The following is a 21,984-nucleotide window of genomic DNA, read 5'->3' on the forward strand; positions in this document are numbered from 1 at the left end:
GTCTCGATTGTTTCCAGGAGAAGACACATGAGGCAACGCTTTGGGAAATTCTTTGCGGTGATCATTATGGCTTTGGCGACGGCGGCGATGACTACACCGCTGTTGGCTCACCATGGCTGGAGCTGGGCTGAACATGGCAACTCGGAAGTCACCGGTGTGGTGACGAAGGCAGAGTTGGGCAATCCCCATGGTATCGTCACGCTCGATGTCAAAGGTGAGGTTTGGCAGGTTGAGGTTGGGCAACCTTGGCGTAACGAACGCGCTGGCCTGACGGACGCAATGATGTCGCCCGGCGTAACGCTAACTGCAAAAGGGCATCGTTCAGCGAAACCAGATCAGAAGCTGCTGAAGGCGGAGCGGATCGTGATCGACGGCAAAACCTTCGACCTTTATCCCGACCGAGACTAGACCGCGCGAGCCAGAGATATGCTGACCGACGTTCTCGGCGACCTGCAGAACTTGTCGTTTGTCGTGGAGCTGCGCCGGTCACGCTGGGCTTATCCCCTCGTCAATGCCGGACATATTTTGGGCATCGCCCTGCTTTTCGGGGCGATCGTTCCGCTCGATCTGAGATTGCTGGGGTTATGGAGATCCGTTCCTATAGGAACGCTGTCGCGTGTGCTGTTGCCTGTCGCGCTTTCGGGTCTGTTGATCGCAATTGCAATGGGTGGATTGTTGTTCGCGGTGCGTGCCGAGAAGTACGCGGCAATGGCATTCTTCCAGATCAAGGCTCTTGTGATTTTGGCTGCACTGACGAACGTTATGTTGCTGCATATTGCTGCGGAGTGGCGTGCGTCACAAGCTGATACCGACGTCGCGCCACCTCTACGGTTTAGGGTCGCGGGATTGATGTCGATCGGTTTGTGGACCTGTGCAATCGTGTTCGGACGTATGATTGCTTACGCTGAGTAAGCGGACACGACGACGTATATTTGCAGGTGTAAGGGAGGCAGCTTATGGGCATCGGGGCGCTTGCAGTCGTTCATGCGTTGCTACGTTCCCGAGCCATCACCATAGCAACGCTTACTGCCGTCTTATTCTGCTCATTGGGTTCTCTTGAGACCGGACTTTCGGCGGCGGAACGCCTGGGGGAGAATGCGCTTCGCAAGCTCGTCAACACGCCGGGACATTTTCTGATTATGCGGCATGCGACGGCTCCTGGTATCGGCGATCCTGGAAACTTTCAAATTGATGATTGCTCGACCCAACGCAATCTTTCGGAAGCAGGACGGCGACAGGCACAGCGTACGGGTGAGATGCTTCGATCACTTGGACTCAAGGACGTTAAAGTCTTTTCGAGCCGCTGGTGTCGTTGTCTTGAAACCGCACGGCTGCTCGAGCTGGGTCGCGTTGTTCCGATGGAGTCTTTGAATTCGTTTTTCCGAGAATGGGATCGGGAGAAGGAGCAGATTGCACAGTTGCGTGCTGATATTGCTGCGATGGATCTTAGCCGTCCTGCGGTGCTGGTGACGCATCAGGTTGTGATTTCGGGGCTTGCCGACACGTCGACGCGCTCGGGCGAGATTATCGTGATGCATCGCGAAGCTCCCGATCAGCTTAGGGTTGTCGGTTCGGCTATTGCGCGTGCGATTGATGAGTGAGAGATCACGCTGATTGGGGTTCAGCCGTGTAGTCATCATCGGAAACCTGTTCGAGCCACACGGCTTGAGAGCCATCCAACGCTTCCTGGAATGCCAGGTGTGCCATGGGCTTTGTCGGAGAGGCGCCATGCCAGTGCTTTTCGTTTGGGGCGATCCATACACTGTCGCCGGCATGGATCTCGCGGACCGGTTCCCCTTCCAGCTGTATGCGACCGACGCCTGAGACCACGTAGAGCGTTTGACCGAGCGGGTGCGTGTGCCAAGCAGTGCGCGCTCCGGCTTCGAAGGTGACAAGAAAGCCTTTGATGCGGGCTGGATGCGGAGCATCGACAATAGGATCCTGCCAGACCGTTCCGGTGAAGTAGCTTTCGGGTGCGCGTCTCGTCGGAGCGCTAGGAGATCTGCGGATTTCCATTGTGGTTATTCCCTGTTTCTTATCTTAGACGATTTCGTCCTCGTCGAAGATCGGATCTTCTCCAATCGCATCGGAGATTCCACCGATCTGGCCGGTTGCTGGTTTCGGATGCGCGACCTTCGCGACATGGAACAAGGCATCGGCGCGATTCACAACCGAAACATTCGTTCTGCCGATGATGATGCCGTCTACTTCAGCGAGGACGGGGACATCGGTGCCTTCATATGGATTGGTGATGCCGCCGATGACATCACCAGCGGCGATGCTGTCGCCCAAGCCTCTGAGGGCGCGAAAAATCCCTCCATCCGGTGCCCGTATCCATCTGCTGGACGTCGCAAAGACGGATCTGTGTTTTTGGCGGTTCGCGTGTTTTGGGCCGAGCATGCCCAGATGATGCATCACGTGCAAAATGCCTCTCACGCCACCGCGTACGGAAAACTCGTCGAGACGCAGGGCTTCGCCGGCTTCGTAGACGATGACTTCCAACCCAGCTTCGCGTGCGGCTTTGCGCAATGATCCCTCACGCAGACCGGATTGCAGGATGACGGGCGCGCCGAAAGCTTCCGCGAGATCTCTCAACTCCGGCGTCACGACGTCCACCCGAAGCTGTGGGAGGTTTGCGCGATTGTTGGAGCCGGAATGGAGGTCAATTCCGAAGTCCGAGCGCCGTGCGATTTGTTCCATGAAGAGATACGCCAGCTGAGCGGCGAGTGAGCCATGGAGATAGCCGGGGAACATCCGGTTGAGGTCGCGGCCGTCGGGCAGATACCGGCTTTTGCTGAGGAAGCCGAACACATTGACGATAGGCACGCACAACAACGTGCCCTGTAGCGATTTCAGGCCCGGCGTATTCAGCAGCCGCCGGATAATTTCGACTCCGAGGATTTCATCACCGTGTAGGGCTGCGCTGACAAATAGTGTGGGTCCGTCGCGGCGGCCATGTACAACGCGTATTGGCAGGGTAACCGGCGTGTGGTTCGAGAGGTGTGCGACCGGCAAATCGACGAGGCCTTGGCTACCTGCTGTCACCGATGCCCCGCCGATTTTGAATGGAGTTCGCACGCGTTAACCTCGGCCTTTCGTTCGGGTTTTGCCAGGCTTTGCGTGTGTTTCGAGAAATTCGATCATTTTGCTGGCGACATCGATACCTGTGGCCTTTTCCAGGCCTTCAATTCCGGGAGATGAGTTTACCTCCATAATAACCGGTCCATGGTTCGCGCGCAGCATGTCGACGCCGCAGACGTTAAGGCCCATGGCTTTCGCGGCACCTACGGCCGCTGCGCGTTCCTGTGGCGTGATGCGGATAGGGGTTGCCGTGCCGCCCCGGTGCAAGTTTGAGCGGAAATCACCTTCAGCCCCTTGGCGCTGCATAGCTGCGATGACGCGATCTCCGATGACAAAACAGCGGATGTCGCTGCCGCCAGCTTCCTTGATGAACTCCTGGACAAGGATGTTTACGTTGGCGCCGGCAAAGGCTTCGATAACAGACTGCGCCGATTTCGGAGTTTCAGCGAGGACAACGCCGATCCCTTGTGTTCCCTCCAGGAGCTTGATCACGACCGGTGCCCCGCCTGCGAGCTCCACGACTTCAGCCGCCTTTTTAGGATCTTGCGCGAAAATTGTTACAGGCAGGCCGATACCCTTGCGGGACAGGAGCTGCATGGACCGCAGTTTGTCGCGGGAACGGCCGATGCCGACGGATTCGTTTAGAGGATAGACGCCCATCATTTCGAACTGGCGCAATACGGCCAGTCCAAAGAACGTGATGGATGCGCCGATGCGCGGAATGACGGCATCGTAACCGCTCAGAAGTTGTCCGTTGAGATAAAGCGAGGGCTTGTGAGAAGCGATATTGATCGTCACCCGCAGGGTCGGGATCACATCGATCTGATGCCCACGTTGTTCAGCAACTTCTATGAGGCGGCGGTGCGTATAGAGTTTTGGGTTCACGCACATGAGCGCGATCTTCATTGCCGTCTCCTGTTCACCTTCTCCAAGGTGGGCAGCTATGGGGATGTATAGTTTCTCAGCCTTGCTGGCCGAGAATGAACGAACGTCCGGGATCGATGAGGAATTTGCTACGTACGGCCGATCGGCCAAGGAGCATGCGGAAGCCCATTTCGTCGCGTTGCGTGAGTGACAGTTCAATCGGCCAAGTGTAGGGGCCCAGCTGCACCAGGGTGCGAACTATGTGGCGAATTTGAGTTTGTCCGCCAGAATTGCGGATTGACCTTTGGTCGAGCAGTTGTGCTTCGCAGGATAGAGCGTGTTGATCATTCCTCTGCAGGGGGTGGAGGTCGAATTGGACGAAGCGTTTTCCGTTGCGGGTTATGGTTTTGATATTCCATGCATGCAAAGCCGAGGTGCGTGCCCCGGTATCGACTTTCGCTTTAACTATGGCGCCGCCTAGTTCCGGTAGCTGAACCCACTCGCGCCAGCCAATACGGGGTTTATCGCTACGTTTTCTTTGAGGTTTGGCCACCGAGCCGCGGGGTCTGATCTCTTCACGGTTTTGGCCCATCTTTGGAGCTCCGATTCCGGGATGCTGGCAAGCAATGCCTGCGTGTGAGGATGTTCGTTGCGCACAATGCATAAGATTGGGCATTGAATCACGCATCCACCCTAGAATGCGGCCCGGTCAGCGGATGGGTGGGTAACGCGGTTACCAACCGCCTTTTTTCAACCAATCCTCCATCATGCCCATACGGTCCCATCCCCAGAAGGGTTCGTCGTCCGCGAAGAAAAAGGGTGATCCGAAGACGCCCCGGGCGATGGCTCCTTCTGCCAGGGATTTTGTATGTGCCTTAATTTCCGGACTCTGGGCTCCCTGCACAAGCGCTTCGGGCGTGGCGTTAAATTCAGGTGCCAAGGATGAGACTGCGACGATGTCGGACGTGTCCAGCCCGTTGCCGTAATATTCGGCGAATACACGTTGGGCAAAACGGGGTGCGGCTGCCGCATCTTGAGACTCGATCCAATAGAATGCTCGGGTTGCCGCCAACGCGATCAGGGGGTGGTTTTTGGGGAGGTGAAACTCCAAACCTTCTGCGCGTGCAAGACGGGCCCAGTCACGTCGTGCATAGTCGCGTTTGAGTGGTGTGGATGACAGTCCGCGTGCGCCGGTCACCTGGTAGGCCGTTCCGAGCATATAGGGGCGCCACAGCACCTGACGTTCGACTCGCTTTGCGAGAGCTTCAATGCGTGCCGCGGCGAAGAACGCATACCCGGAAGAGAAATCGAACCAGAATTCTATAGGCTTGGTCACGGGCTAGACCCTCGCTCTGTCAATAGACCCGTACGCGTTTGCAGCTGTCATATGACATGCGCGCTCGGTGTTAGATGCTGTTCTAAAGCGGAGTTTGTGTAAGGAAACTTGTATCGTTCGGCTGAGACGGAAAATATCATGTTTCTTATTGTAATCAATGCCTTGGTTTGGGGTATCCGAGCACGGAATTTGTGAAATTGTGTCACGGCTCGCGCAGTGACATGAAAGCTTTAAAATTCGCGATGAAACTGTCCCACGACAAAGCACTTTCGTTGTCGTGGGAAAGTGTCGATTTTTTTCCGGATACATGCAGGACTGGATCGAAGACATGGGTGATGGTGCCAATCCCAATTGGCTTGAAGCTGAACTCGAAGAGACGCTTGATGAAACGCTTGAGGCTGAGCTCTCAGAGCCCATGCTGAGTGCGGAGCTTCGCCGCATGTACCGTGAGGCGCATCCCAATGCGCTCGACCGGCGCACGTATATCGTACACTTGCTTCGACTTCAGGCTGAACTGATCAAGCTGCAAACGTGGGTCGAGTATACCGGCTCAAGGATTCTGATTATTTTTGAAGGCCGCGATTCGGCCGGCAAAGGCGGTGTAATCAAACGCATCACCCAGCGGCTTAATCCACGTATTGCTCGTGTCGTTGCGCTGCCGAAGCCGACGGAGCGTGAGCAGACACAGTGGTACTTTCAGCGCTACGTGCCTCACCTACCCTCCGGCGGCGAAATGGTTCTGTTTGATCGCTCCTGGTATAATCGCGCTGGTGTGGAACGCGTGATGGGGTTTGCGAGCGAAGCCCAGGTGGAAGACTTTTTCCGTGACGTTCCTGAGTTTGAACGCATGCTCGTGCGCTCTGGCATCATCGTTCTCAAATACTGGCTTTCGATCACGGATGCGGAACAACAGCTGCGATTCAAGATCCGTATTGAAGATCCCATGAAGCAATGGAAGCTCTCACCGATGGACTTGCAGTCCCGCGTGCGATGGGAGGATTATACTAAAGCAAAGGAGGAGATGTTCGAGCGCACGAACATCCCGGAAGCGCCTTGGTATATTGTTGAAGGCAATGACAAGAAGCGTGAACGCCTCAACTGCATCGAACACATCCTCTCTAAGATACCTTACGAAGACGTGCCGACGGACAAGGTCCAACTGCCTGAGCGAATCTTCAATCCGGACTACGACCGGAAGACGCTGCCGCCGGAGCTGTACGTTCCTAAGATTTTCTGATTGCGCAGCTCAAAGCCCTCGATGTCTTTGACTGGGCATCGAGGGTGCATTCTTGTGTTGTCTTTGGTGCGCGAGTGGCGATCCCGGAAGGACTCGAACCTCCAACCCCTTGGTTCGAAGCCAAGTGCTCTATCCGTTGAGCTACGGGACCGGTTCTACAAATCTATTCCCTTGTGGTGTCTCATGATCTTCCAGCAAGAGTCCAGTGTTTTGGGGCGGCTGGTTAGTTCTTGATCTGGTAACCGGTTTTGAAGATCCAGGCGATGATGACCAGACAAAGGACCAGGAAGGCCAGCGTCATTGTCAGACTGAGACCAACATTAAGATCGGCGACGCCGAAGAAGCTCCAACGAAAGCCACTGACGAGATATACGACGGGATTGAACAACGTCACCGTCTGCCAGACGGGTGGAAGCATGTTTATCGAATAAAATGTTCCGCCCAGAAACGTTAGCGGCGTCACGACGAGCAGAGGAATGATCTGCAACTTCTCAAAGCCATCAGCCCAAATTCCGATAATGAATCCGAAGAGGCTGAAGGTGACAGAGGTGAGTACTAAGAAGGCAATCATCCAGATTGGGTGGGCGATTTGAATCGGAACGAACAGGCCGGCAGTCGCCAATATAATCAGCCCCAGAATTATGGACTTGGTGGCAGCGGCGCCCACGTATCCTAAAACGATTTCGAAGTAAGAGACGGGGGCGGATAAGAGCTCGTAGATCGTGCCGGTAAACTTCGGGAAGTAGATGCCGAATGATGCGTTCGCGATGCTCTGCGTCAAGAGCTGGAGCATGATCAGGCCCGGTACGATGAATGACCCGTAGTCGATCCCGTCAATCTGCGTGATGCGGGAGCCGATGGCCCCGCCGAACACTACGAAGTAGAGTGACGTCGATATGACCGGCGAGACGATGCTTTGCATCAGCGTGCGCCACGTGCGGGCCAGCTCAAAGAGATAAATTGCTTGTACGGCGCGGAAATTCATGAGGGTCGTTTCACCAGGCTGACGAAGATCTGTTCGAGCGAGCTTTGTGTTGTGCTGAGGTCCTTGAACTTGATGCCTGCTTCATTGAGTTCAGCCAACAAGGACGTGATGCCGGTGCGCTCTCCCTGCGTATCGTAGGTATAGACAAGTTCCATCGCGTCGTCTGAAAGGGTGAGTCCGCGTGAGGCAAGCGCAGATGGGATCTTTTCGAGCGGGTGATGAAGCTGCAAGATGAGCTGCTTCTTGCCCAGCTTGTGCATCAAGGTCGATTTGTCTTCGACGAGTATCAATTCGCCGTTGTTGATGACGCCGATGCGGTCGGCCATCTCTTCAGCTTCTTCGATGTAGTGCGTCGTCAGAATTATCGTGACACCAGAATCACGTAAATCCCGCACAATCCGCCACATGTCTTTTCGCAGTTCGACGTCGACGCCTGCTGTCGGTTCATCGAGGAAAAGGATTCGTGGCTCATGAGACAGGGCCTTGGCGATCAGTACGCGCCGCTTCATGCCGCCGGACAGCGTCATGATCCTGTTGTCTTTTTTGTCCCAAAGCGAAAGATCGCGCAGGACTTTCTCGATGTGTGCCGGATTTGGCGGTTTTCCGAACAGGCCGCGGCTGAAGGCGACAGTGTCCCAGACGGATTCAAAGGCGTTGTTGGGTAATTCTTGAGGGACTAAGCCGATCAAGGAGCGCGTTGTGCGATAGTCCGTAATGATGTCGTGGCCGTTCACGTGGACCGAGCCGCCGCTCGGTGAGACAATCCCGCAGATGATACTGATGAGCGTGGTTTTGCCGGCGCCGTTGGGGCCTAACAGCGCGAAGATCTCGCCGGAACGAATTTCAAGATCTATGCCTTTGAGGGCCTGAAAGCCCGAGGCATAGGTCTTGGACAGATTGGCAACGGAAATCGTTGGAGGCATGAAGATCTGCTTAAGGAGGTGAGATTGAATGGCTCGGCGGCGAGTTACTTGGGGTAGCGGGTTGTTATTTCCAAGGCGTGTTAGCCGATGCGCTTATGATTGGTGGCTGGGGCTAACACACCGGGGCGTGTATGAGAAGTCCGACAATAGACGTCGTCTCCGATGAGCTTTTTCTCGGGGTATTCATTTCGCGGCGAGAAAGGAGTAAGTCAGATTAAGGGGCCGGCTCCTATTTGAGCGTTTTATTGATCCGTTGTGTTCGGGACCGGGAAAACTGAGGCTGTGGTGGTGCAAAAGGGCGAGAGGTTCATTTTCAATCTGCGCGAGGTCAACGGTGCCATGGGTGACCTCGGCACCTTGTTGCCGCTGACTCTTGGGACCATTGCGGTTGCTGGATTGGCGCCGATGCCAGTTCTTCTCGGCTTTGCGGTCTTCTACATCGGGACCGCGCTTTATTATCGCCTGCCTATTCCTGTCCAACCTATGAAAGTTGTGGCGGCCGTGCTGCTGACGGCGCAACTCAGCCACGAAACGCTTGTTGCCAGCGGTGTCATTATCGGTGCCGTCCTGCTCCTGCTGGGGGCGACAGGGTGGATGACGCGATTGGCTCGGCTCGTGCCGCAGTCGGTGCTTGCGGGGCTTCAACTTGGTCTCGGTATCGCCCTTGCCCTGGTGAGCCTCGGATTAATGGCGACCGCGCCGCTTTTGGCCTTTGTGACGCTCGGCCTGGTACTCGGCCTGGGTCGCCTCCCAGGATATCCTTCGGCACTGATCGCAGTCGCTGTCGCGGTGGTTCTGGCGCAGGTGTTCGATGTACCAGGGATCGCGGGGAACATCGCGGCGTCGGCGATGATTTCTGTTCCGTCCGTGCCTTCCGTGGAGGACATCCAACAAGCGTTGTCGCTGTATGTGCTGCCGCAGCTTCCGCTGACGATCGCCAATGCCGTGGTCCTGACAGCGCTTATCGCGGGGGACTATTTCGGAGAACGTGCTTCGCACGTGACGCCGGGGCGTTTGTCGATTTCGAGCGGGCTGGCGAACTTGTTGCTGACGCCGTTTGGAGCGCTGCCAATGTGCCATGGAGCCGGAGGCTTGGCGGCGCATTATCGCTTTGGTGCCCGAAGCGGGGCTGCGCCTCTTCTGATCGGTGTCACGCTGCTTATGTTTGCTCTTTTGCCGGGCGGACTTGGCCTCGATGCTATTTCGGCGGTGCCAGCGGCCGGACTTGGGGCACTGTTGATAGTAGCTGCAGGAGAGTTGGCGCTGACGCGGCGGCTGTTTGATTGCAAGCCATCGTGCTGGCCGGTGATCGCCGCAACAGCTGGTGTAACGGTGTGGTTCGATCCGTTCTGGGGCCTCGTCGTTGGATCGGGTGCTGAGCTTGTTCGTGTGGCTGTCGTCCGTCACCTTCAGAAGCGTGCGAACATCTGATCAATCAGGTGATGTGGGCCGGCGGCGTGGCCCAGCCCACTACCTGTTGGCTTGCTTCACCGGACATGGCAACCGGCGGTCAAACTTAGCTCAGCCAAAGGTCGAGATGTTGCGGTGATCGAATTGATAGAGCCATGTTTCCGTCAGTGGCTCGCCGTTTAGCTCCAGATACATGCGTAGCTCGGCGATTTCGCGTGGCTCTACCTCCAGATCGAAGACTGCGCGCCAGATATTCCCGTTCGGTACGGGCTCTGCGAACGTCCGGATAACTCTGCCCGTTGAGGCTGTGACCTTCACTTCCGGGAAGACGCCATATGGGATTTTCGTCATAACCGATGGGCGGTTGAATTCGATGGCAAACCGGTAGTTGTTTGGTGGACGCGGTTTACCTGGTTCCCCACCGTTGCCAATCCGTGTCGCTGTCGTGGTGGCTATATTTTCGGCGGGATAGGGTTCGTCCGCGAGCCAATGCAAGCGGTAGTTCAGCGTGTACTCGTTGCCCGCTTTTGCCTTGCCTGCTGGAACCCAGAATGCGCCGATGTTGTCATGAATTTCGTCGTCGGTTGGAATTTCGAGAAGTTCGATGGAGCCTTTCCCAAGCGGTTTGAGCGGCTCAACCCATAAGCTCGGACGGCGGTCGTACATCACGCCATCTTGGTAGTGATCGAAATTGCGATCGCGTTGCAGGAGGCCGAAACCGCGCGGATTGTTGTCCTCGAATGCAGAGACCGTGGCGGAGGGCGGATTGTTGAGCGGGCGCCAAATTCGTTCGCCGCTTCCTGTCCACATCGCCAAGCCATCCGAGTCATGGACTTCCGGACGCCAATCACGGATACGCTCGCGACCGTATTCGCCGTACCAGAACATAGAGGTCAGCGGAATGAGGCCGAGCCGTTCGACATCGCGCCGTAGGTAGAGGGCGGATTCGATGTCCATCACCACGCCCTTGCTACGGTCGCGGCCACGCTTCAACGCAAAACGGAACGCTCCCGTAATGCTTGGACCATTGAGAAGTGCGCAGACAATCACCGGAGTTTCGGGGTCGGCCTGTTCTGCAATGTAGAACTCCGTGAAGTCGGGAAACTCCTCGGCCTTGTTCGGAACAGCTGCATCGATGGCAACTCCGCGTGCCGAAAGACCGTACTGGCCGAGTGCGCCAATGGCTCGGAAGTAGGAAGCACCAAGAAAAGCTACCCAATCCTGCGTGCGCCAATCCGAGGCTCCGTTCCATTCTTGCAAACGGAAGCCAGCAAAACCGGAATCCGGAGGCAATTTGCGCGCGGGGCTGTCTTCCGGCATTTCGAATAGGGATGGGTTATATGCGACCTCGCGGGCGATACCGCTTTCGACGAGATGCATTTTGACGGCTTTGCCGAAGTACTGGCCCAGGTGGAAGAAGTTGAGCGGATAGGCTCCGCCTCCATTCGCATACGGAGCGCGATCGGGCTTAAACTTCAGCTTGCCATGCTGCTCATAGTCGATCTGTTGGATGACGTCCGGCATCGGGCGGTAGGGCGGCACGTAGGCCTCTTTCGCCATACGGCGTGCTCTTGCGACGAGTTCCTCGTAGCTAAATGGAGTGCCGGGCGCTTCTTGCGCCAGTGCCGGGCGGAGAGCGGGGGGAAGTCCCATAAAGGCCGCTAGGCCGGCAGTGGTGCGGAAAAGGTCTCGTCGGTTTAGTGAGGTCATGGCGCGTTCGTGCCCTTATCTAATAGGGGACTCGCATTTGGAACTTTGGCGGATATTTCGATAGCGGGCGGTGAATTTCCAGGTGTTCTTCTAGATCGGCGTGCTCTCGCGAGATCTGTAAACCGGGTGCCAAAGAGCCATAGGGCTGGCTAGGTTCCGTTTACCTATTGGTTAATTCAGCGCTTAAAAGGACACTTCGGCATATTCGTGGCTGTAATTAACTAACTAACTGTCGTTGAACCCAGCGTTTTTGGGGGACTATCCAGCCATAACTTCATTGAATTGACGTACAAATTTTGACGTTTGGTGTAGAGCGGAACTTCTGTGTGGAGATAGTGCCTGCCCGTGTCAGGATGACGCGGGTCTGATATCCGAATTTGCCGAAAGATTTGACCTTCGCCCTTCGAGTCCCAGAGATAACCAATAACCATGGCCGTCGAACAGTACGCCCCTCTCAATACTCTGAAGCCGGTGGCGGACGACGTATGGATTGTGGATGGGCCACTCATTCGCTTCGGCATGCCCATGTTCAAGATGCCTTTTCCAACCCGCATGAGCATTGTCCGGCTGGCGGGTGGAGATCTGTTTGTGCATTCTCCCACCCCGCTGACGCGCGATTTAAAAGCCGAAGTCGAAGCGTTGGGTTGTCCGCGTTGGATCATCGGACCCAACCGGATCCACTATTGGTGGATTCCGGAGTGGCGGGAAGCCTTTGCAGATGCGGATGTCTATCTGGCGCCCCGCATAAAGGAGCAAGCGGGAGACCGCATCGATTTCGCTGCCTTACCGCTTGAGGCTGAGCACGGATATCCCTGGGACGAGGCCATCGACACACTGCCGGTCGTGGGGGACTTCATGACGGAAGTCGAGTTCTTTCACCGCGCCAGCCGGACACTCATTCTGACGGATTTCATCGAGAACTTCGAACCGCAGAAACTTGGTTTGGTCATGCGTATGTTGACCTGGGCCGGCGGTGTGCAAGATCCCGACGGCCAGATGCCGCGCGACATGCGACTGACTTTTGTGCGGCAGAAACCGCAGCTTCGCGCGGCCATCGAGACAATGATCTCGTGGGATCCAGAGCGTGTCATCATCGCTCACGGACGATGGTATCCAGCGAATGGCGCGGCCGAGTTACGGCGCGCCTTCAGGTGGATACTCAATTGAAGCGCGTTGGAATGATCTGCAGTCTTAACTTTCGGGTCCTTTCGGAAACTGCGGAACGTTGGGATCAATCAGGTGCCAGGGTGGCGCCGATCCCGTCCAAAACTGAGCTTCGGACTTGAACAAGGATGGATCATCCAGGCTGCCGACCTTGATTGAAACAACATCGGGAAAACTGGTGTCGGTGGCGAACAGTGGGCTGCCGCAGGTGCCGCAGAATTGCCGCGTCCTTTGGGCACCGCTTTCGGCGGTGTTGGCGTAACTCGCAGGCTGGCCTTTGGTGATGTTCAGTGATGATTTTGAGACCACGACTACATAGGCTGGCGCACCACCACATACGTGTTGGCAATCACGACAATGACATGCGGCGGAGCCTAGCAATGGCCCGTTCACCCGGAACCGGATTTCACCGCATAGACATCCTCCTTCGGCGTTGATTGTTTGCAATTTTACCTCCCTTGATTTGTGTCGCTTTTTTTGGAGCGATGCAAACGAAGGTAGTTCAGGCAACTCCGTAATGCTAGCAGCGCCGCGGCATGTGTCCTAATCGCTTAAGTTCCTTCCAAGTCGTGTTTGAGCCGGGCGAGCAGTTCGACAGCTTCATGTGCGTAGGGCGAAATCCAGCGATCGTGGATTTCCTTGAATGGGGCAGCGTTCAGGTAGTTCCAGCGATTTCTGCCTTCCCGTCGAACAACGATCAGGCCGGCACGTTCAAGCACCTTCATGTGCTGCATCACAGTGCATCGGTCGAGCGCATCTTTAAAATGATCGCACAGTTCGCCGGTCGTACGCGGAGCGCTCTTGAGCAGATCCAGAATCTGGCGACGTCGCGAATCCGCAAGTGCCTTAAAGATCAGATCGTCGGTATCGATGTTTGACATGTTATAAAACTATAACATATCTTCGGAGCCGTCGCAAATGGAGGTCAGTCGATGGAGCCGAAGTTCCAAGTTCAGCTTAAAATCGGAAAGCCGGTGGCTGAAGTTTTTGATGCTGTCGTTAATCCCGACAAGCTCACACGCTACTTCATTCAGTCCACGAATGGGCCGTTGGTGGAAGGTGTGACGGTGCGATGGAAATTCGCTGAAGTGCCGGAGGCCATTGACGTGGTTGTTCGTGAGGTACGCCCAAGCGAACGCATTGTTTTCGAGTGGCCTGCAGAAGACGGCGATTACCGCACATGTGTAGAGATGACCTTCCTTGCGGTCGAAGATGAAAGCACGTTGGTGCTAATCAAAGAGTCGGGGTGGCGTCCCAATCCCACGGGCATTGAGGCTTCCTATGGCAACGCCGGTGGATGGATGCACATGATGTGCTGCATGAAGGCTTACCTTGAGTTTGGCATCAACCTGAGGACAGGCGGTGTTTGCGGAGCGGAGACGGCGTAGCCGTCGTCGCTTAGCGGAACGGCGGCTCGTCGAACGAGCGCAGTTTACGTGAGTGGAGGGATTCGCGACGATCCTTGAGAAGTTCAATCGCGGTCAGGCCGATTTCGAGGTGTTGTGCGACAGCGGTTTCATAAAATGCGTTGGCGGCGCCCGGCAGCTTGATCTCACCATGCAGGGGCTTGTCCGATACGCAGAGCAAGGTTCCATAAGGCACCCGAAGTCGAAATCCCTGGGCCGCGATCGTACCGCTTTCCATGTCGACGGCTATGGCGCGCGAGAGGTTGATGCGTCTGCGTTCTTGCGCGAAGCGGAGCTCCCAATTGCGGTCATCGTTGGTCACGACCGTGCCGGTACGCAATCGCTGTTTCAGGGCATCACCATATTGTCCCGTCACCTGAGCAGCGGCGTCCTGCAAGGCAACCTGGATCTCGGCTAGGGCGGGTATGGGGATGTCTGGTGGAATCAGGGCGTCGAGGATGTGATCCTGGCGCAGGTAGGCATGTGCCAGCACATAGTCGCCGATGGACTGGCTCTCGCGTAGGCCACCACAATGGCCCACCATCAGCCAGCAATGCGGGCGGAGTACAGCGAGGTGATCGGTTATGTTCTTCGCATTGGGGGGCCCGACGCCGATGTTGATGAGCGAAACGCCTTCACCTCCTTCCGCGACCAGATGGTAGGCGGGCATCTGATATCGATGCCATTGGGAGGCGGCGATGCGATCCTCTGCCTCCGATTGTTCCATGCCGGCCGTGATCTCGATGTTGCCGGGCATGATCAACTTTTGGAACTGACCGCTTGGCAGCAGTTGTCCGATCGCAAGCTGAACAAACTGATCGATATAGCGGTGATAGTTGGTGAGCAGTACCCATCGCTGCGTGTGTCGCCAATCACTGCCCGTGTAATGAACAAGGCGGCGTAGCGAGTAGTCGACTCGAGCCGCGTCGAAGAGCATGAGCGGATAGGCACGTCCAGGCTTCGGTTCGATCAATCCGTCAGCGATTTCGTCGCCGACGGCGGCGAGGTTCGGCGTCGGGAAATATCTCGCGAGCTCTCCTGCCGTAACGCCCGCTTTTGCAATTTCGTCTGTGCGTTCGAAAACGTAGGTGTAGGGAATTTCCTGGCTGCTTGAGGTGACCTCGATTGCAGCACCGTATTCATCGACCAAGGGGCCGAGTTGTTCCAGCAGATAGGCGCGGAAGAAGCCGGGATGTGTGATGGTCGTTTCGTAGATTCCGGCCCGTTGCAGCTTTGCGAACGCGCGCCGACTTACCGGCGGCGGCTGTGGTACGTCCTTGTAGAGAACGCGCAGGCGTGGGTAGCAAAATGCGCTGCGTTCTTCCGGCGAGGGCACGCGCCGTTCGAGAAGATATCTATCGAGGGCTTTTTCGAGTGCGTTCGTTGCTTCTCGGTAGAGCCGTTCAAGGTGTTCAACGGCTTCTTCAGGTTTGAGGTTTCTGAACGTTTTCAGTTTTGTCACCACGGCCTTCAATCTGGAAATTGCTGCGCTCTTCTTCCTAGGTGTGCTCCGCGCTGGGCATGTTGCCTGAGAAGATAATCACTCACGGGCTTCAACGAAGAGCGCTTTCTGTCATTGGCGTGTCATGTAGGGTTGATAATCGGCATAACCGAACGTTGCTTAATATTGTTCGGATTATCCGATCAACGTAAGCGACGGACAGAGGGGATGCTTTCATGCTTTCAGTCCATGACGTCGCGGTCACCTATTCCAACGGCGTTACCGCTCTCCATCCGACCAGTCTAACCTTTAAGCGCGGCCAATTCATCGTGTTGCTCGGAGCGTCAGGAGCGGGCAAATCGACTTTGCTGCGGACACTCAACGGTCTTGTCCGGCCGACGCGCGGCGAGGTTCGCGTCGAGGGACGCGGTTCCATTTTCGCTAGACGTTCAGCTTTGAGAGCGCATCGCCGTTCGACCGGTATGGTGTTCCAACAGCATCATCTCATTGGCCGGTTGACCGCGCTTGAGAATGTTCTGACGGGGCGCCTCGCGGCGCACAGCACCTTCCGATCGATGCTCCCACTGCCGCGTGCAGATCGGATGATCGCATTGGAAGCGCTGGGGCGCGTGGGTCTCGTTGACCGCGCGCTTCATCGCGCCGATCAGCTCTCCGGGGGGCAGCAACAGCGTGTTGGTATCGCGCGCGCTATGGCGCAAAGGCCGGAGACAATTCTCGCGGATGAACCTGTAGCGAGTTTGGATCCCGCTACGGCTGTCAAGGTTTTAGACGATCTGCATCGCATCTGCCGTGAAGACGGAATCACTGCGATCATCAGTCTCCACCAAGTCGATCTTGCCCGCAGGTATGCCGATCACGTGATCGGTCTGGCCCAGGGGCGCATCGTATTCGAGGGTAATCCGGACACGCTCAGGCCGGATGCGCTCGATGAAATCTACCATGCCGATCAACCGCGGTTGGCGGAAGCGGCACAGTAGGACCCTTCAAAATCGTGAGAGGTAGTATCATGAAGCGCCGTCACTTCATCGCGGCTTCGATCCTTGTTGGTCTTTGCGCCTTCACGGGGCAGCAGGCCATGGCCGCCGACAAAGCCGACCCAGATAAGCTGCGCGTCGCGCTCCTTCCGGATGAGAATGCTGCAACGATCATCCAGAACGCGCAGCCCTTAAAGGCGTATCTGGAAAAGACGCTCAAAAAGGACGTAGAGATCATTGTTACTACAGATTATTCGTCGATGATCGAGGCCATGCGGTTTGGCCGTATCGAGGTCGCCTATTTCGGTCCGTTCTCTTACGTGCTCGCAAAGTCCAAGGCGCCGGAAATCGAGCCGTTCGCTGTTGGCGTTGAAAAGGGTAAGCCAAACTATCAATCGATCCTGATTGCAAACGTCGATGGCCCGGTGAAGACGCTCGCCGACATCAAAGGTCATCCTTTCGCTTTTGGTGATCAGGCTTCCACGTCGAGCCACCTCGCTCCGCGCGCCCTGCTCGCGAAGAACGGTCTTATTGGCGATACCGATTACAAACCGGTTCACTTGGGCAAGCATGACGCGGTTGCACGCGCTGTTGCCGCGGGCCAAGCCCCTGCCGGAGCATTGTCGGAGACGATTTATCGCGTGTTGGTCGAAACCAAGAAGATCGATCCTTCGAAACTACGCCAGCTTGCTCTGTCCGACCCGATACCGAACTATCCAATGACGCTGCAGGGTTATCTGAAACCTGAGCTGAAAGAAGAAATCAGAAAGGCTTTCATTGAACTCAAGGATCCGGAAATCCTTCAGCTCTTCCGTGTCGAGGCTTTGGCTCCGGCAAGCGACAAGGACTACGACGTGTTGCGCGACATGGCGAAAGTCCTCAGCCTCGATGTCGCCAAGCTGTAATGATCGATGTCAGTAACGCGCTCTTATGAGTCGATCCTGGCTGAGGAGCGCCGCTCCGCTTTACGCGGGGTGGGGCTCGTCGCAGCGGTCCTCGCCGCGTGTCTCGCCTCACTGGCGATCACCGGCTTTTTTGATGCCGAACGCTTTGCGGAAAGTGGGCCGGCGATCCTTCAACTTGCCTCCGAGATGATGCCTCCGGATTTCAGCCGATGGCAGTCTTGGGTGAAACCTTTATTCGACACCCTTGCGATGTCGATCGCAGGCACGGCTCTCGCCGTTGTCTTTTCGTTACCGCTCGCGATCCTCGCGGCGCCGAATACCAGTCCCCATTCTGTTGTTTTGTTCGTGGTGCGGACGTTGCTTGCGTTTTTGCGGTCCGTGCCGGAAATCATTCTGGGGGTGCTGTTCGTCGCGGCAGTGGGGTTCGGGGCACTTCCCGGCGTATTGGCGCTGGCTCTGCACTCAGTCGGCATGGTCGGGAAATTCTATGCGGAAGCCATTGAGCACGTCGACCCTAAGCCGCTGGAAGCGGCGCGGGCAGCCGGTGCGACGCAGATGCAAGTCATCCTACATGCGGTAATGCCCCAGGTTCTGCCGCAACTGACCGACGTCACGGTTTATCGCTGGGAGTACCATTTCCGTGCCTCCGCAGTTCTCGGCATTGTCGGTGCGGGTGGCATCGGATTCGAACTCATGGCAGCGCTTCGACTGCTGGCTTACGATCAGGTGTCGGCCATCTTGCTTTCAATTCTCGTCTGCGTGGTGATTGTCGACAGTATCGGCGCTTACCTACGTAAATCTCTCAAGTAACGGTGACCCGATGAATGAACTTCCGCTCGTCGTTCTGACGAATCGTACTTTCTCTGAAACACGCACAGCGTTTGATAGTGTTGCACGCCTTGTTGCGAACGACCAGTCCGAGCCTTGGGCTTACGACGACGTTGTGGCGTGGTGCGAAGATGCTACCGGCGTCATGGCCTTTATGCCGGACTGTATTGATCGTGCGTTCCTTGATCGATGCCCAAAACTCAAGGTCATCGGTGCGGCATTGAAGGGGTTTGACAATATCGATGTCGCGGCGGCCAGCGAACGCGGCATCTGGGTGACTATCGTGCCAGATCTCCTGACTGAGCCGACTGCGGAGCTGGCGGTTGGACTGACGATCGCTCTCGGGCGACATGTCCGGTTCGGTGATGCGTCCATCCGCCAATCCGGGTTTCATGGCTGGCGGCCCGAGCACTATGGTACGGGGCTCAATGGCGCCACGGTCGGCATCATCGGATTTGGACGCGTTGGGCAAACCATTGCGCGCTGTCTGTCCGGTTTCGGGTGTCGCATCGTTGCGTTTGATGCGCATGGCGGCTTGGGGAGTGTGGCCGGGGTGGAAAGGCTCAATCTACCAGAGGTTCTTAGTCAGTCGGATGTTGTCATTCTTGGATTGCCTCTGACGAACGACACAATGGGCATGATTGGTGCGCATGCGATCCGTCAAATGAAACCAGGTGCTTTGCTGGTCAATCCGGCGCGCGGTTCGCTGGTTGATGAGGGTGCCGTGGCGGATGCGCTGGAGAGTGGGCATCTTGGCGGGTACGCGGCGGACGTCTTCGAATGCGAAGATTGGGCGCGTGCCGATAGGCCCCGTACAATTGATCCGAGGTTGACGGCGCCGCAGGCACGTACCGTGCTGACGCCCCATATCGGTTCAGCGGTAGATACGGTGCGTCGTGAAATCGAATTGTCTGCGGCCAGAAGTATAAAGGAAGCGCTCGCAGGCGTAGTTCCGAGTGGTGCCGTTAACAAGCCGCGTCTTTAAGCGGTTTAACCTCGCAAACAACGAAGAAGATGCTCAATCTGATTCATGCACGTACGTTCCTGACGGTCGTTGAGGTTCGTGGTGTCAGAGCGGCTGCACGCCAGCTCGATCTGGCACCCTCAACAGTCGCCGATCACATCCGGCAATTGGAAGAAGAACTGGCGACGCCGCTGATCGCGCGCGATCGCGGTGCGTTCGGCCTAACGCCACAAGGCGCGCGTTTGCTTCCTCTGGCGCGTGCGTTAGTGACGACGGCGGAGCGTTTGAGCATCCTCGTACATCAACCTTGGCTGCGCGTAGCTGCCGCGAGCAACATCGGCACATATATGCTGCAGCAACCCGTTGCAGCTTTCCAAAGAGAGACCGACATTGAAGTCGAAATGTGGATTGGCCGGAATATCGACGTTGCGGAGCGGATCCAAAGAGGTGAATCCGATCTCGCCGTGATGGAATGGTGGGAGCCGCGAAAGGGGTTTGTCGCTCAAACATGGTCGCGTGAACCGCTGGTTGTCATCGTCGGGCCTGAGCATCGATGGGCAAGCCTCGAGGCGGTGAATGTCCAGGAGTTGGTGACGGAACCGCTTCTCGGGGGAGAACCAGGCACTGGGACCGGCCGGTTGCTGCAACAGCAGTTTGGGGCGTTGGCAGATCGCTTGAGGACGACCGAGGGCTTTGGAAGCACGGAAGCCGTGAAGCGGGCAGTTCGTGCGGGGCGCGGCGCATCAATCGTTCTTGAAGCAGCGGTGACCGATGAGGTGGCAAGCGGTCAACTCGTGATGCTGCCCTTGGAAGGGATTGAACTTGCAAAAGAGATAAAGGTTATTGTGCCTGATGCTTTGCCGTCGACGGCTCCGGCGATGAAATTTTTGGCAACATGCGTGAACTAAAATTTCAGTTCTTTGTTCAGTCAGCGCCTTTTGTGAAGCATATTTGCAACTGAAAATTATTGCCGCAGTCGGCCCCTATGCAGGTGGTCTCACTCGTTTCACCTAATTAGACCCTATAAGTTGGCGTATACATCGCCGAACTTGAATCCGGTAGATTGATGCCCAATTCCGCAACGTTGTGCGGAGTTGGGCGTTGGTGCAAGCGAAAGTGCCTACAGAAAGGCGTCAGCATGAGCACAAGTCCTGCCATTGCAACCGATAACCCTAGAGCAACGGGTCGCCGCTATTCTTCTGAGGAAATCCAAGCTCTTAAGGCGCGCGATAACGTTACGAACTTTCGTTATATCGCGGGTATTTACGCGGTAATTATCGGTACCGCTGTGATTACGATATGGGCGTATCAGTCGTATGCTGCTGGTGCGCTCGCTTTCGCTTGGTTGATACCGATCACGATTCTTGCGGTTCTTGCGATGGGCGCGTCTCAACATCAATTGGGGGGCGTTATTCACGAGGGGACGCACTACATCCTTTTTGCCGACCGGAAACTGAATGAGCTCGCTTCCGACTGGTTGGGCGGTTTTCCAATCTACACTTCAACGCAAGCCTATCGTTTGCATCATTTTGCACACCATCAGTTTGTGAACGATCCTGACCGCGATCCCATCGCGACGCAGGCAGCCGAGAGCGGACACTGGCTCGACTTTCCAGTCACCCACATGGAGCTCGCGAAGGGATTTTTTCGGCTCGTTTGGCCGGTTAACCTGCTGAAATACATGGTGTCACGCGCCAAGCACAGCGCAATGCCGCAGGATAGCAATCCGTTTTCTGATGGTGACCACGTGGCGAGCCCGTTGGCGACTCAGATCGGCATACTCTTTGCAGTCGGAGTTCCGCTCGTAATGGTAGGCTTGGTTGCGTTTGGCTACTATGCTGCGGCCGCTATCTTTCTCGGCGTGACCTGGATTGCGATGGTGGCCTATTACGCATTTATCCCAGAGTCGCATTTTCCAAGAAGCCGGGTTCGGCCGGTCATTTCAGATCGCGCGACGATTATCGGACGCATGAGTTATTTGGCGGTTGTCTACGGAGCGTTGACACTGGCTGAGTATCTGACGGGCGCGCCCGCCTGGGGTTATTATGGGCTATTGTGGATTTTGCCGCTTTTCACGACGTTCCCCATATTCATGGTTCTCAGAGAGTGGGTTCAGCATGGCAATGCCGACCGGGGACGTTTGACCAATTCGCGTGTTTTTCTCGTCGATCCTATCAGCCGCTACGCGGTGTTCCCATTGGGTATGGATTACCATCTGCCGCATCACCTCTTCGCGTCGGTTCCGCACTACAAACTGAAGGATCTACACAGCCTCTTACTGCGTGATCCTGAGTATGCGGAGAAGGGAAGGATCGTGAAGGGTTGGACGGGTGTCAGTCGCGAAGGCAACCCGTCAATCGTCGAGGTTCTTGGGCCTGAATATGCCATTCATGGCGATGATATCTTTATCAATGAGAGTACGCTCGAGGATGCTGAGATAAAGGACGCTGCGCGCATCAAGGAGCACGTCGAGGCTTCTCAGCGTGGGCGGGTTTGGTAATTTTTCCGCCGGTTCGGAATGCTAAGGATGTTCCGAGAGTTCGCGTCAGTGATCTGTGATACGTACCGGCTCAACGAGTTTTTACCCCCGGGAACCGCAATTTGCATGTCGCTCCATTGACGTGGGTCACTACATTGATTTGCTGACAAATTTGCAGGTTGGTCTTATTAAATGGTGACGGAAGCTCCAAAGATGCGGTTGTTGGCCTTATGGAGTCTCGGTGGTATTCAAGCCG

General features: G+C 56.1%; 24 protein-coding genes and 1 tRNA gene. 13 read left to right on the forward strand and 12 right to left on the reverse strand.

The window, feature by feature from the left end; translation table 11 throughout:
* Positions 1 to 27: 27 nt before the first annotated feature.
* Genes BLS30_RS05720 through BLS30_RS05730 form a run of 3 tightly spaced genes read left to right on the forward strand, consistent with a single transcriptional unit; the run spans position 28 to position 1,601 of the window.
* Entirely contained in the window at positions 28 to 408 is a 381-nt protein-coding gene (locus tag BLS30_RS05720) for a DUF6152 family protein (RefSeq protein WP_210184001.1), read from the forward strand.
* A gap of 18 nt (positions 409 to 426) precedes the next feature.
* On the forward strand, positions 427 to 912 hold the full coding sequence (locus BLS30_RS05725) for a hypothetical protein (protein WP_090227138.1): 486 nt from the start codon (positions 427 to 429) through the stop codon (positions 910 to 912).
* A 44-nt stretch (positions 913 to 956) separates the two neighbouring features.
* Positions 957 to 1,601 (forward strand): histidine phosphatase family protein, encoded by a 645-nt coding sequence (locus tag BLS30_RS05730; protein ID WP_090227141.1) that lies wholly within the window; start codon positions 957 to 959, stop codon positions 1,599 to 1,601.
* Positions 1,602 to 1,605: 4 nt separating this feature from the next.
* Here the strand turns inward: BLS30_RS05730 and BLS30_RS05735 are convergent, their stop codons facing one another.
* From BLS30_RS05735 to BLS30_RS05755, 5 genes are all read right to left on the reverse strand, one after another.
* Complete coding sequence (locus BLS30_RS05735) at positions 1,606 to 2,016, reverse strand: (R)-mandelonitrile lyase (protein WP_046477046.1); 411 nt, start codon at positions 2,014 to 2,016, stop codon at positions 1,606 to 1,608.
* Positions 2,017 to 2,040: 24 nt separating this feature from the next.
* On the reverse strand, positions 2,041 to 3,078 hold the full coding sequence (locus BLS30_RS05740; protein ID WP_090227145.1) for a succinylglutamate desuccinylase/aspartoacylase family protein: 1,038 nt from the start codon (positions 3,076 to 3,078) through the stop codon (positions 2,041 to 2,043).
* Between the two features lie 3 nt (positions 3,079 to 3,081).
* A complete protein-coding gene (gene rimK / locus BLS30_RS05745; protein ID WP_046477038.1) occupies positions 3,082 to 3,987 on the reverse strand; it encodes a 30S ribosomal protein S6--L-glutamate ligase in 906 nt (301 codons plus the stop codon).
* Positions 3,988 to 4,042: 55 nt separating this feature from the next.
* Positions 4,043 to 4,537: an ATP-dependent zinc protease family protein gene (locus BLS30_RS05750; RefSeq protein ID WP_090227149.1), complete on the reverse strand. Its 495-nt coding sequence runs from the start codon at positions 4,535 to 4,537 to the stop codon at positions 4,043 to 4,045.
* Between the two features lie 141 nt (positions 4,538 to 4,678).
* Positions 4,679 to 5,281: a 2-hydroxychromene-2-carboxylate isomerase gene (locus tag BLS30_RS05755; RefSeq protein WP_046477027.1), complete on the reverse strand. Its 603-nt coding sequence runs from the start codon at positions 5,279 to 5,281 to the stop codon at positions 4,679 to 4,681.
* Positions 5,282 to 5,588: 307 nt separating this feature from the next.
* Between BLS30_RS05755 and ppk2 the strand changes: the two genes are divergently transcribed.
* Positions 5,589 to 6,518, forward strand: coding sequence for a polyphosphate kinase 2 (gene ppk2 / locus BLS30_RS05760; protein ID WP_244465006.1), 930 nt, complete (start codon positions 5,589 to 5,591; stop codon positions 6,516 to 6,518).
* A 75-nt stretch (positions 6,519 to 6,593) separates the two neighbouring features.
* On the opposite strand, the gene BLS30_RS05765 is transcribed toward ppk2, so the two are convergent.
* From BLS30_RS05765 to BLS30_RS05775, 3 genes are all read right to left on the reverse strand, one after another.
* Positions 6,594 to 6,669, reverse strand: a tRNA-Arg gene (locus BLS30_RS05765).
* 72 nt (positions 6,670 to 6,741) lie between these two features.
* The gene (locus BLS30_RS05770) at positions 6,742 to 7,503 is read right to left on the reverse strand and encodes an ABC transporter permease (protein WP_090227153.1); all 762 of its coding nucleotides are present in this window, start codon (positions 7,501 to 7,503) and stop codon (positions 6,742 to 6,744) included.
* On the reverse strand, positions 7,500 to 8,426 hold the full coding sequence (locus tag BLS30_RS05775; protein WP_046477021.1) for an ABC transporter ATP-binding protein: 927 nt from the start codon (positions 8,424 to 8,426) through the stop codon (positions 7,500 to 7,502). Before BLS30_RS05775 ends, BLS30_RS05770 begins: the two co-directional genes overlap by 4 nt.
* A 282-nt stretch (positions 8,427 to 8,708) precedes the next feature.
* Here BLS30_RS05775 and BLS30_RS05780 point away from each other — a divergent pair, with 282 nt between their 5' ends.
* Positions 8,709 to 9,857 carry a putative sulfate/molybdate transporter gene (locus tag BLS30_RS05780; protein WP_210184002.1) on the forward strand — a complete coding sequence of 383 codons (1,149 nt, stop codon included), beginning with the start codon at positions 8,709 to 8,711 and terminating at the stop codon, positions 9,855 to 9,857.
* Positions 9,858 to 9,947: 90 nt separating this feature from the next.
* On the opposite strand, the gene BLS30_RS05785 is transcribed toward BLS30_RS05780, so the two are convergent.
* A complete protein-coding gene (locus tag BLS30_RS05785; protein ID WP_090227156.1) occupies positions 9,948 to 11,546 on the reverse strand; it encodes an OpgD/OpgG family glucan biosynthesis protein in 1,599 nt (532 codons plus the stop codon).
* 429 nt (positions 11,547 to 11,975) lie between these two features.
* On the opposite strand from BLS30_RS05785, the gene BLS30_RS05790 reads away from it, so the two are divergent.
* The gene (locus BLS30_RS05790) at positions 11,976 to 12,713 is read left to right on the forward strand and encodes a DUF4336 domain-containing protein (RefSeq protein WP_046477008.1); all 738 of its coding nucleotides are present in this window, start codon (positions 11,976 to 11,978) and stop codon (positions 12,711 to 12,713) included.
* A 24-nt stretch (positions 12,714 to 12,737) separates the two neighbouring features.
* On the opposite strand, the gene BLS30_RS05795 is transcribed toward BLS30_RS05790, so the two are convergent.
* Together BLS30_RS05795 and BLS30_RS05800 are read right to left on the reverse strand one after the other, a co-directional pair.
* Positions 12,738 to 13,220 (reverse strand): GFA family protein, encoded by a 483-nt coding sequence (locus BLS30_RS05795; RefSeq protein ID WP_483099028.1) that lies wholly within the window; start codon positions 13,218 to 13,220, stop codon positions 12,738 to 12,740.
* 41 nt (positions 13,221 to 13,261) lie between these two features.
* Positions 13,262 to 13,591: an ArsR/SmtB family transcription factor gene (locus tag BLS30_RS05800; protein ID WP_046477006.1), complete on the reverse strand. Its 330-nt coding sequence runs from the start codon at positions 13,589 to 13,591 to the stop codon at positions 13,262 to 13,264.
* Positions 13,592 to 13,642: 51 nt separating this feature from the next.
* Between BLS30_RS05800 and BLS30_RS05805 the strand changes: the two genes are divergently transcribed.
* Positions 13,643 to 14,098: an SRPBCC domain-containing protein gene (locus tag BLS30_RS05805; RefSeq protein WP_090227158.1), complete on the forward strand. Its 456-nt coding sequence runs from the start codon at positions 13,643 to 13,645 to the stop codon at positions 14,096 to 14,098.
* A gap of 10 nt (positions 14,099 to 14,108) precedes the next feature.
* On the opposite strand, the gene BLS30_RS05810 is transcribed toward BLS30_RS05805, so the two are convergent.
* A complete protein-coding gene (locus tag BLS30_RS05810; RefSeq protein ID WP_425284143.1) occupies positions 14,109 to 15,578 on the reverse strand; it encodes an AMP nucleosidase in 1,470 nt (489 codons plus the stop codon).
* 215 nt (positions 15,579 to 15,793) lie between these two features.
* On the opposite strand from BLS30_RS05810, the gene phnC reads away from it, so the two are divergent.
* The 6 genes from phnC (at position 15,794) to BLS30_RS05840 (ending at position 21,749) form a co-directional block, all read left to right on the forward strand.
* On the forward strand, positions 15,794 to 16,555 hold the full coding sequence (gene phnC / locus BLS30_RS05815; protein WP_090227161.1) for a phosphonate ABC transporter ATP-binding protein: 762 nt from the start codon (positions 15,794 to 15,796) through the stop codon (positions 16,553 to 16,555).
* 29 nt (positions 16,556 to 16,584) lie between these two features.
* Positions 16,585 to 17,457, forward strand: coding sequence for a phosphate/phosphite/phosphonate ABC transporter substrate-binding protein (gene phnD / locus BLS30_RS05820; protein ID WP_046476999.1), 873 nt, complete (start codon positions 16,585 to 16,587; stop codon positions 17,455 to 17,457).
* A 6-nt stretch (positions 17,458 to 17,463) separates the two neighbouring features.
* Positions 17,464 to 18,267 (forward strand): phosphonate ABC transporter, permease protein PhnE, encoded by an 804-nt coding sequence (phnE, locus tag BLS30_RS05825; protein WP_090227164.1) that lies wholly within the window; start codon positions 17,464 to 17,466, stop codon positions 18,265 to 18,267.
* Positions 18,268 to 18,277: 10 nt separating this feature from the next.
* Positions 18,278 to 19,270 (forward strand): NAD(P)-dependent oxidoreductase, encoded by a 993-nt coding sequence (locus BLS30_RS05830; RefSeq protein WP_090227166.1) that lies wholly within the window; start codon positions 18,278 to 18,280, stop codon positions 19,268 to 19,270.
* Positions 19,271 to 19,299: 29 nt separating this feature from the next.
* On the forward strand, positions 19,300 to 20,157 hold the full coding sequence (locus BLS30_RS05835; protein ID WP_090227169.1) for a LysR family transcriptional regulator: 858 nt from the start codon (positions 19,300 to 19,302) through the stop codon (positions 20,155 to 20,157).
* Positions 20,158 to 20,387: 230 nt separating this feature from the next.
* Complete coding sequence (locus tag BLS30_RS05840) at positions 20,388 to 21,749, forward strand: fatty acid desaturase family protein (protein WP_046476993.1); 1,362 nt, start codon at positions 20,388 to 20,390, stop codon at positions 21,747 to 21,749.
* Positions 21,750 to 21,984 lie beyond the last annotated feature (235 nt).

It is taken from the genome of Filomicrobium insigne (assembly GCF_900104305.1).
GTDB lineage: Bacteria > Pseudomonadota > Alphaproteobacteria > Rhizobiales > Hyphomicrobiaceae > Filomicrobium > Filomicrobium insigne.

Excerpts from the sequence above, each read along its gene's own strand:
- BLS30_RS05730 (WP_090227141.1), top strand. The coding sequence starts at position 957 with ATGGGCATCGGGGCGCTTGCAGTCGTTCATGCGTTGCTACGTTCCCGA.
- phnE (WP_090227164.1), top strand. The coding sequence starts at position 17,464 with ATGTCAGTAACGCGCTCTTATGAGTCGATCCTGGCTGAGGAGCGCCGC.
- BLS30_RS05720 (WP_210184001.1), top strand. The coding sequence starts at position 28 with ATGAGGCAACGCTTTGGGAAATTCTTTGCGGTGATCATTATGGCTTTG.
- BLS30_RS05750 (WP_090227149.1), bottom strand. The coding sequence starts at position 4,537 with ATGGGCCAAAACCGTGAAGAGATCAGACCCCGCGGCTCGGTGGCCAAA.
- phnD (WP_046476999.1), top strand. The coding sequence starts at position 16,585 with ATGAAGCGCCGTCACTTCATCGCGGCTTCGATCCTTGTTGGTCTTTGC.
- ppk2 (WP_244465006.1), top strand. The coding sequence starts at position 5,589 with ATGCAGGACTGGATCGAAGACATGGGTGATGGTGCCAATCCCAATTGG.
- BLS30_RS05830 (WP_090227166.1), top strand. The coding sequence starts at position 18,278 with ATGAATGAACTTCCGCTCGTCGTTCTGACGAATCGTACTTTCTCTGAA.
- phnC (WP_090227161.1), top strand. The coding sequence starts at position 15,794 with ATGCTTTCAGTCCATGACGTCGCGGTCACCTATTCCAACGGCGTTACC.
- BLS30_RS05800 (WP_046477006.1), bottom strand. The coding sequence starts at position 13,591 with ATGTCAAACATCGATACCGACGATCTGATCTTTAAGGCACTTGCGGAT.
- BLS30_RS05805 (WP_090227158.1), top strand. The coding sequence starts at position 13,643 with ATGGAGCCGAAGTTCCAAGTTCAGCTTAAAATCGGAAAGCCGGTGGCT.
- BLS30_RS05790 (WP_046477008.1), top strand. The coding sequence starts at position 11,976 with ATGGCCGTCGAACAGTACGCCCCTCTCAATACTCTGAAGCCGGTGGCG.
- BLS30_RS05770 (WP_090227153.1), bottom strand. The coding sequence starts at position 7,503 with ATGAATTTCCGCGCCGTACAAGCAATTTATCTCTTTGAGCTGGCCCGC.
- BLS30_RS05835 (WP_090227169.1), top strand. The coding sequence starts at position 19,300 with ATGCTCAATCTGATTCATGCACGTACGTTCCTGACGGTCGTTGAGGTT.
- BLS30_RS05775 (WP_046477021.1), bottom strand. The coding sequence starts at position 8,426 with ATGCCTCCAACGATTTCCGTTGCCAATCTGTCCAAGACCTATGCCTCG.
- BLS30_RS05785 (WP_090227156.1), bottom strand. The coding sequence starts at position 11,546 with ATGACCTCACTAAACCGACGAGACCTTTTCCGCACCACTGCCGGCCTA.
- BLS30_RS05735 (WP_046477046.1), bottom strand. The coding sequence starts at position 2,016 with ATGGAAATCCGCAGATCTCCTAGCGCTCCGACGAGACGCGCACCCGAA.
- BLS30_RS05725 (WP_090227138.1), top strand. The coding sequence starts at position 427 with ATGCTGACCGACGTTCTCGGCGACCTGCAGAACTTGTCGTTTGTCGTG.
- BLS30_RS05840 (WP_046476993.1), top strand. The coding sequence starts at position 20,388 with ATGAGCACAAGTCCTGCCATTGCAACCGATAACCCTAGAGCAACGGGT.
- rimK (WP_046477038.1), bottom strand. The coding sequence starts at position 3,987 with ATGAAGATCGCGCTCATGTGCGTGAACCCAAAACTCTATACGCACCGC.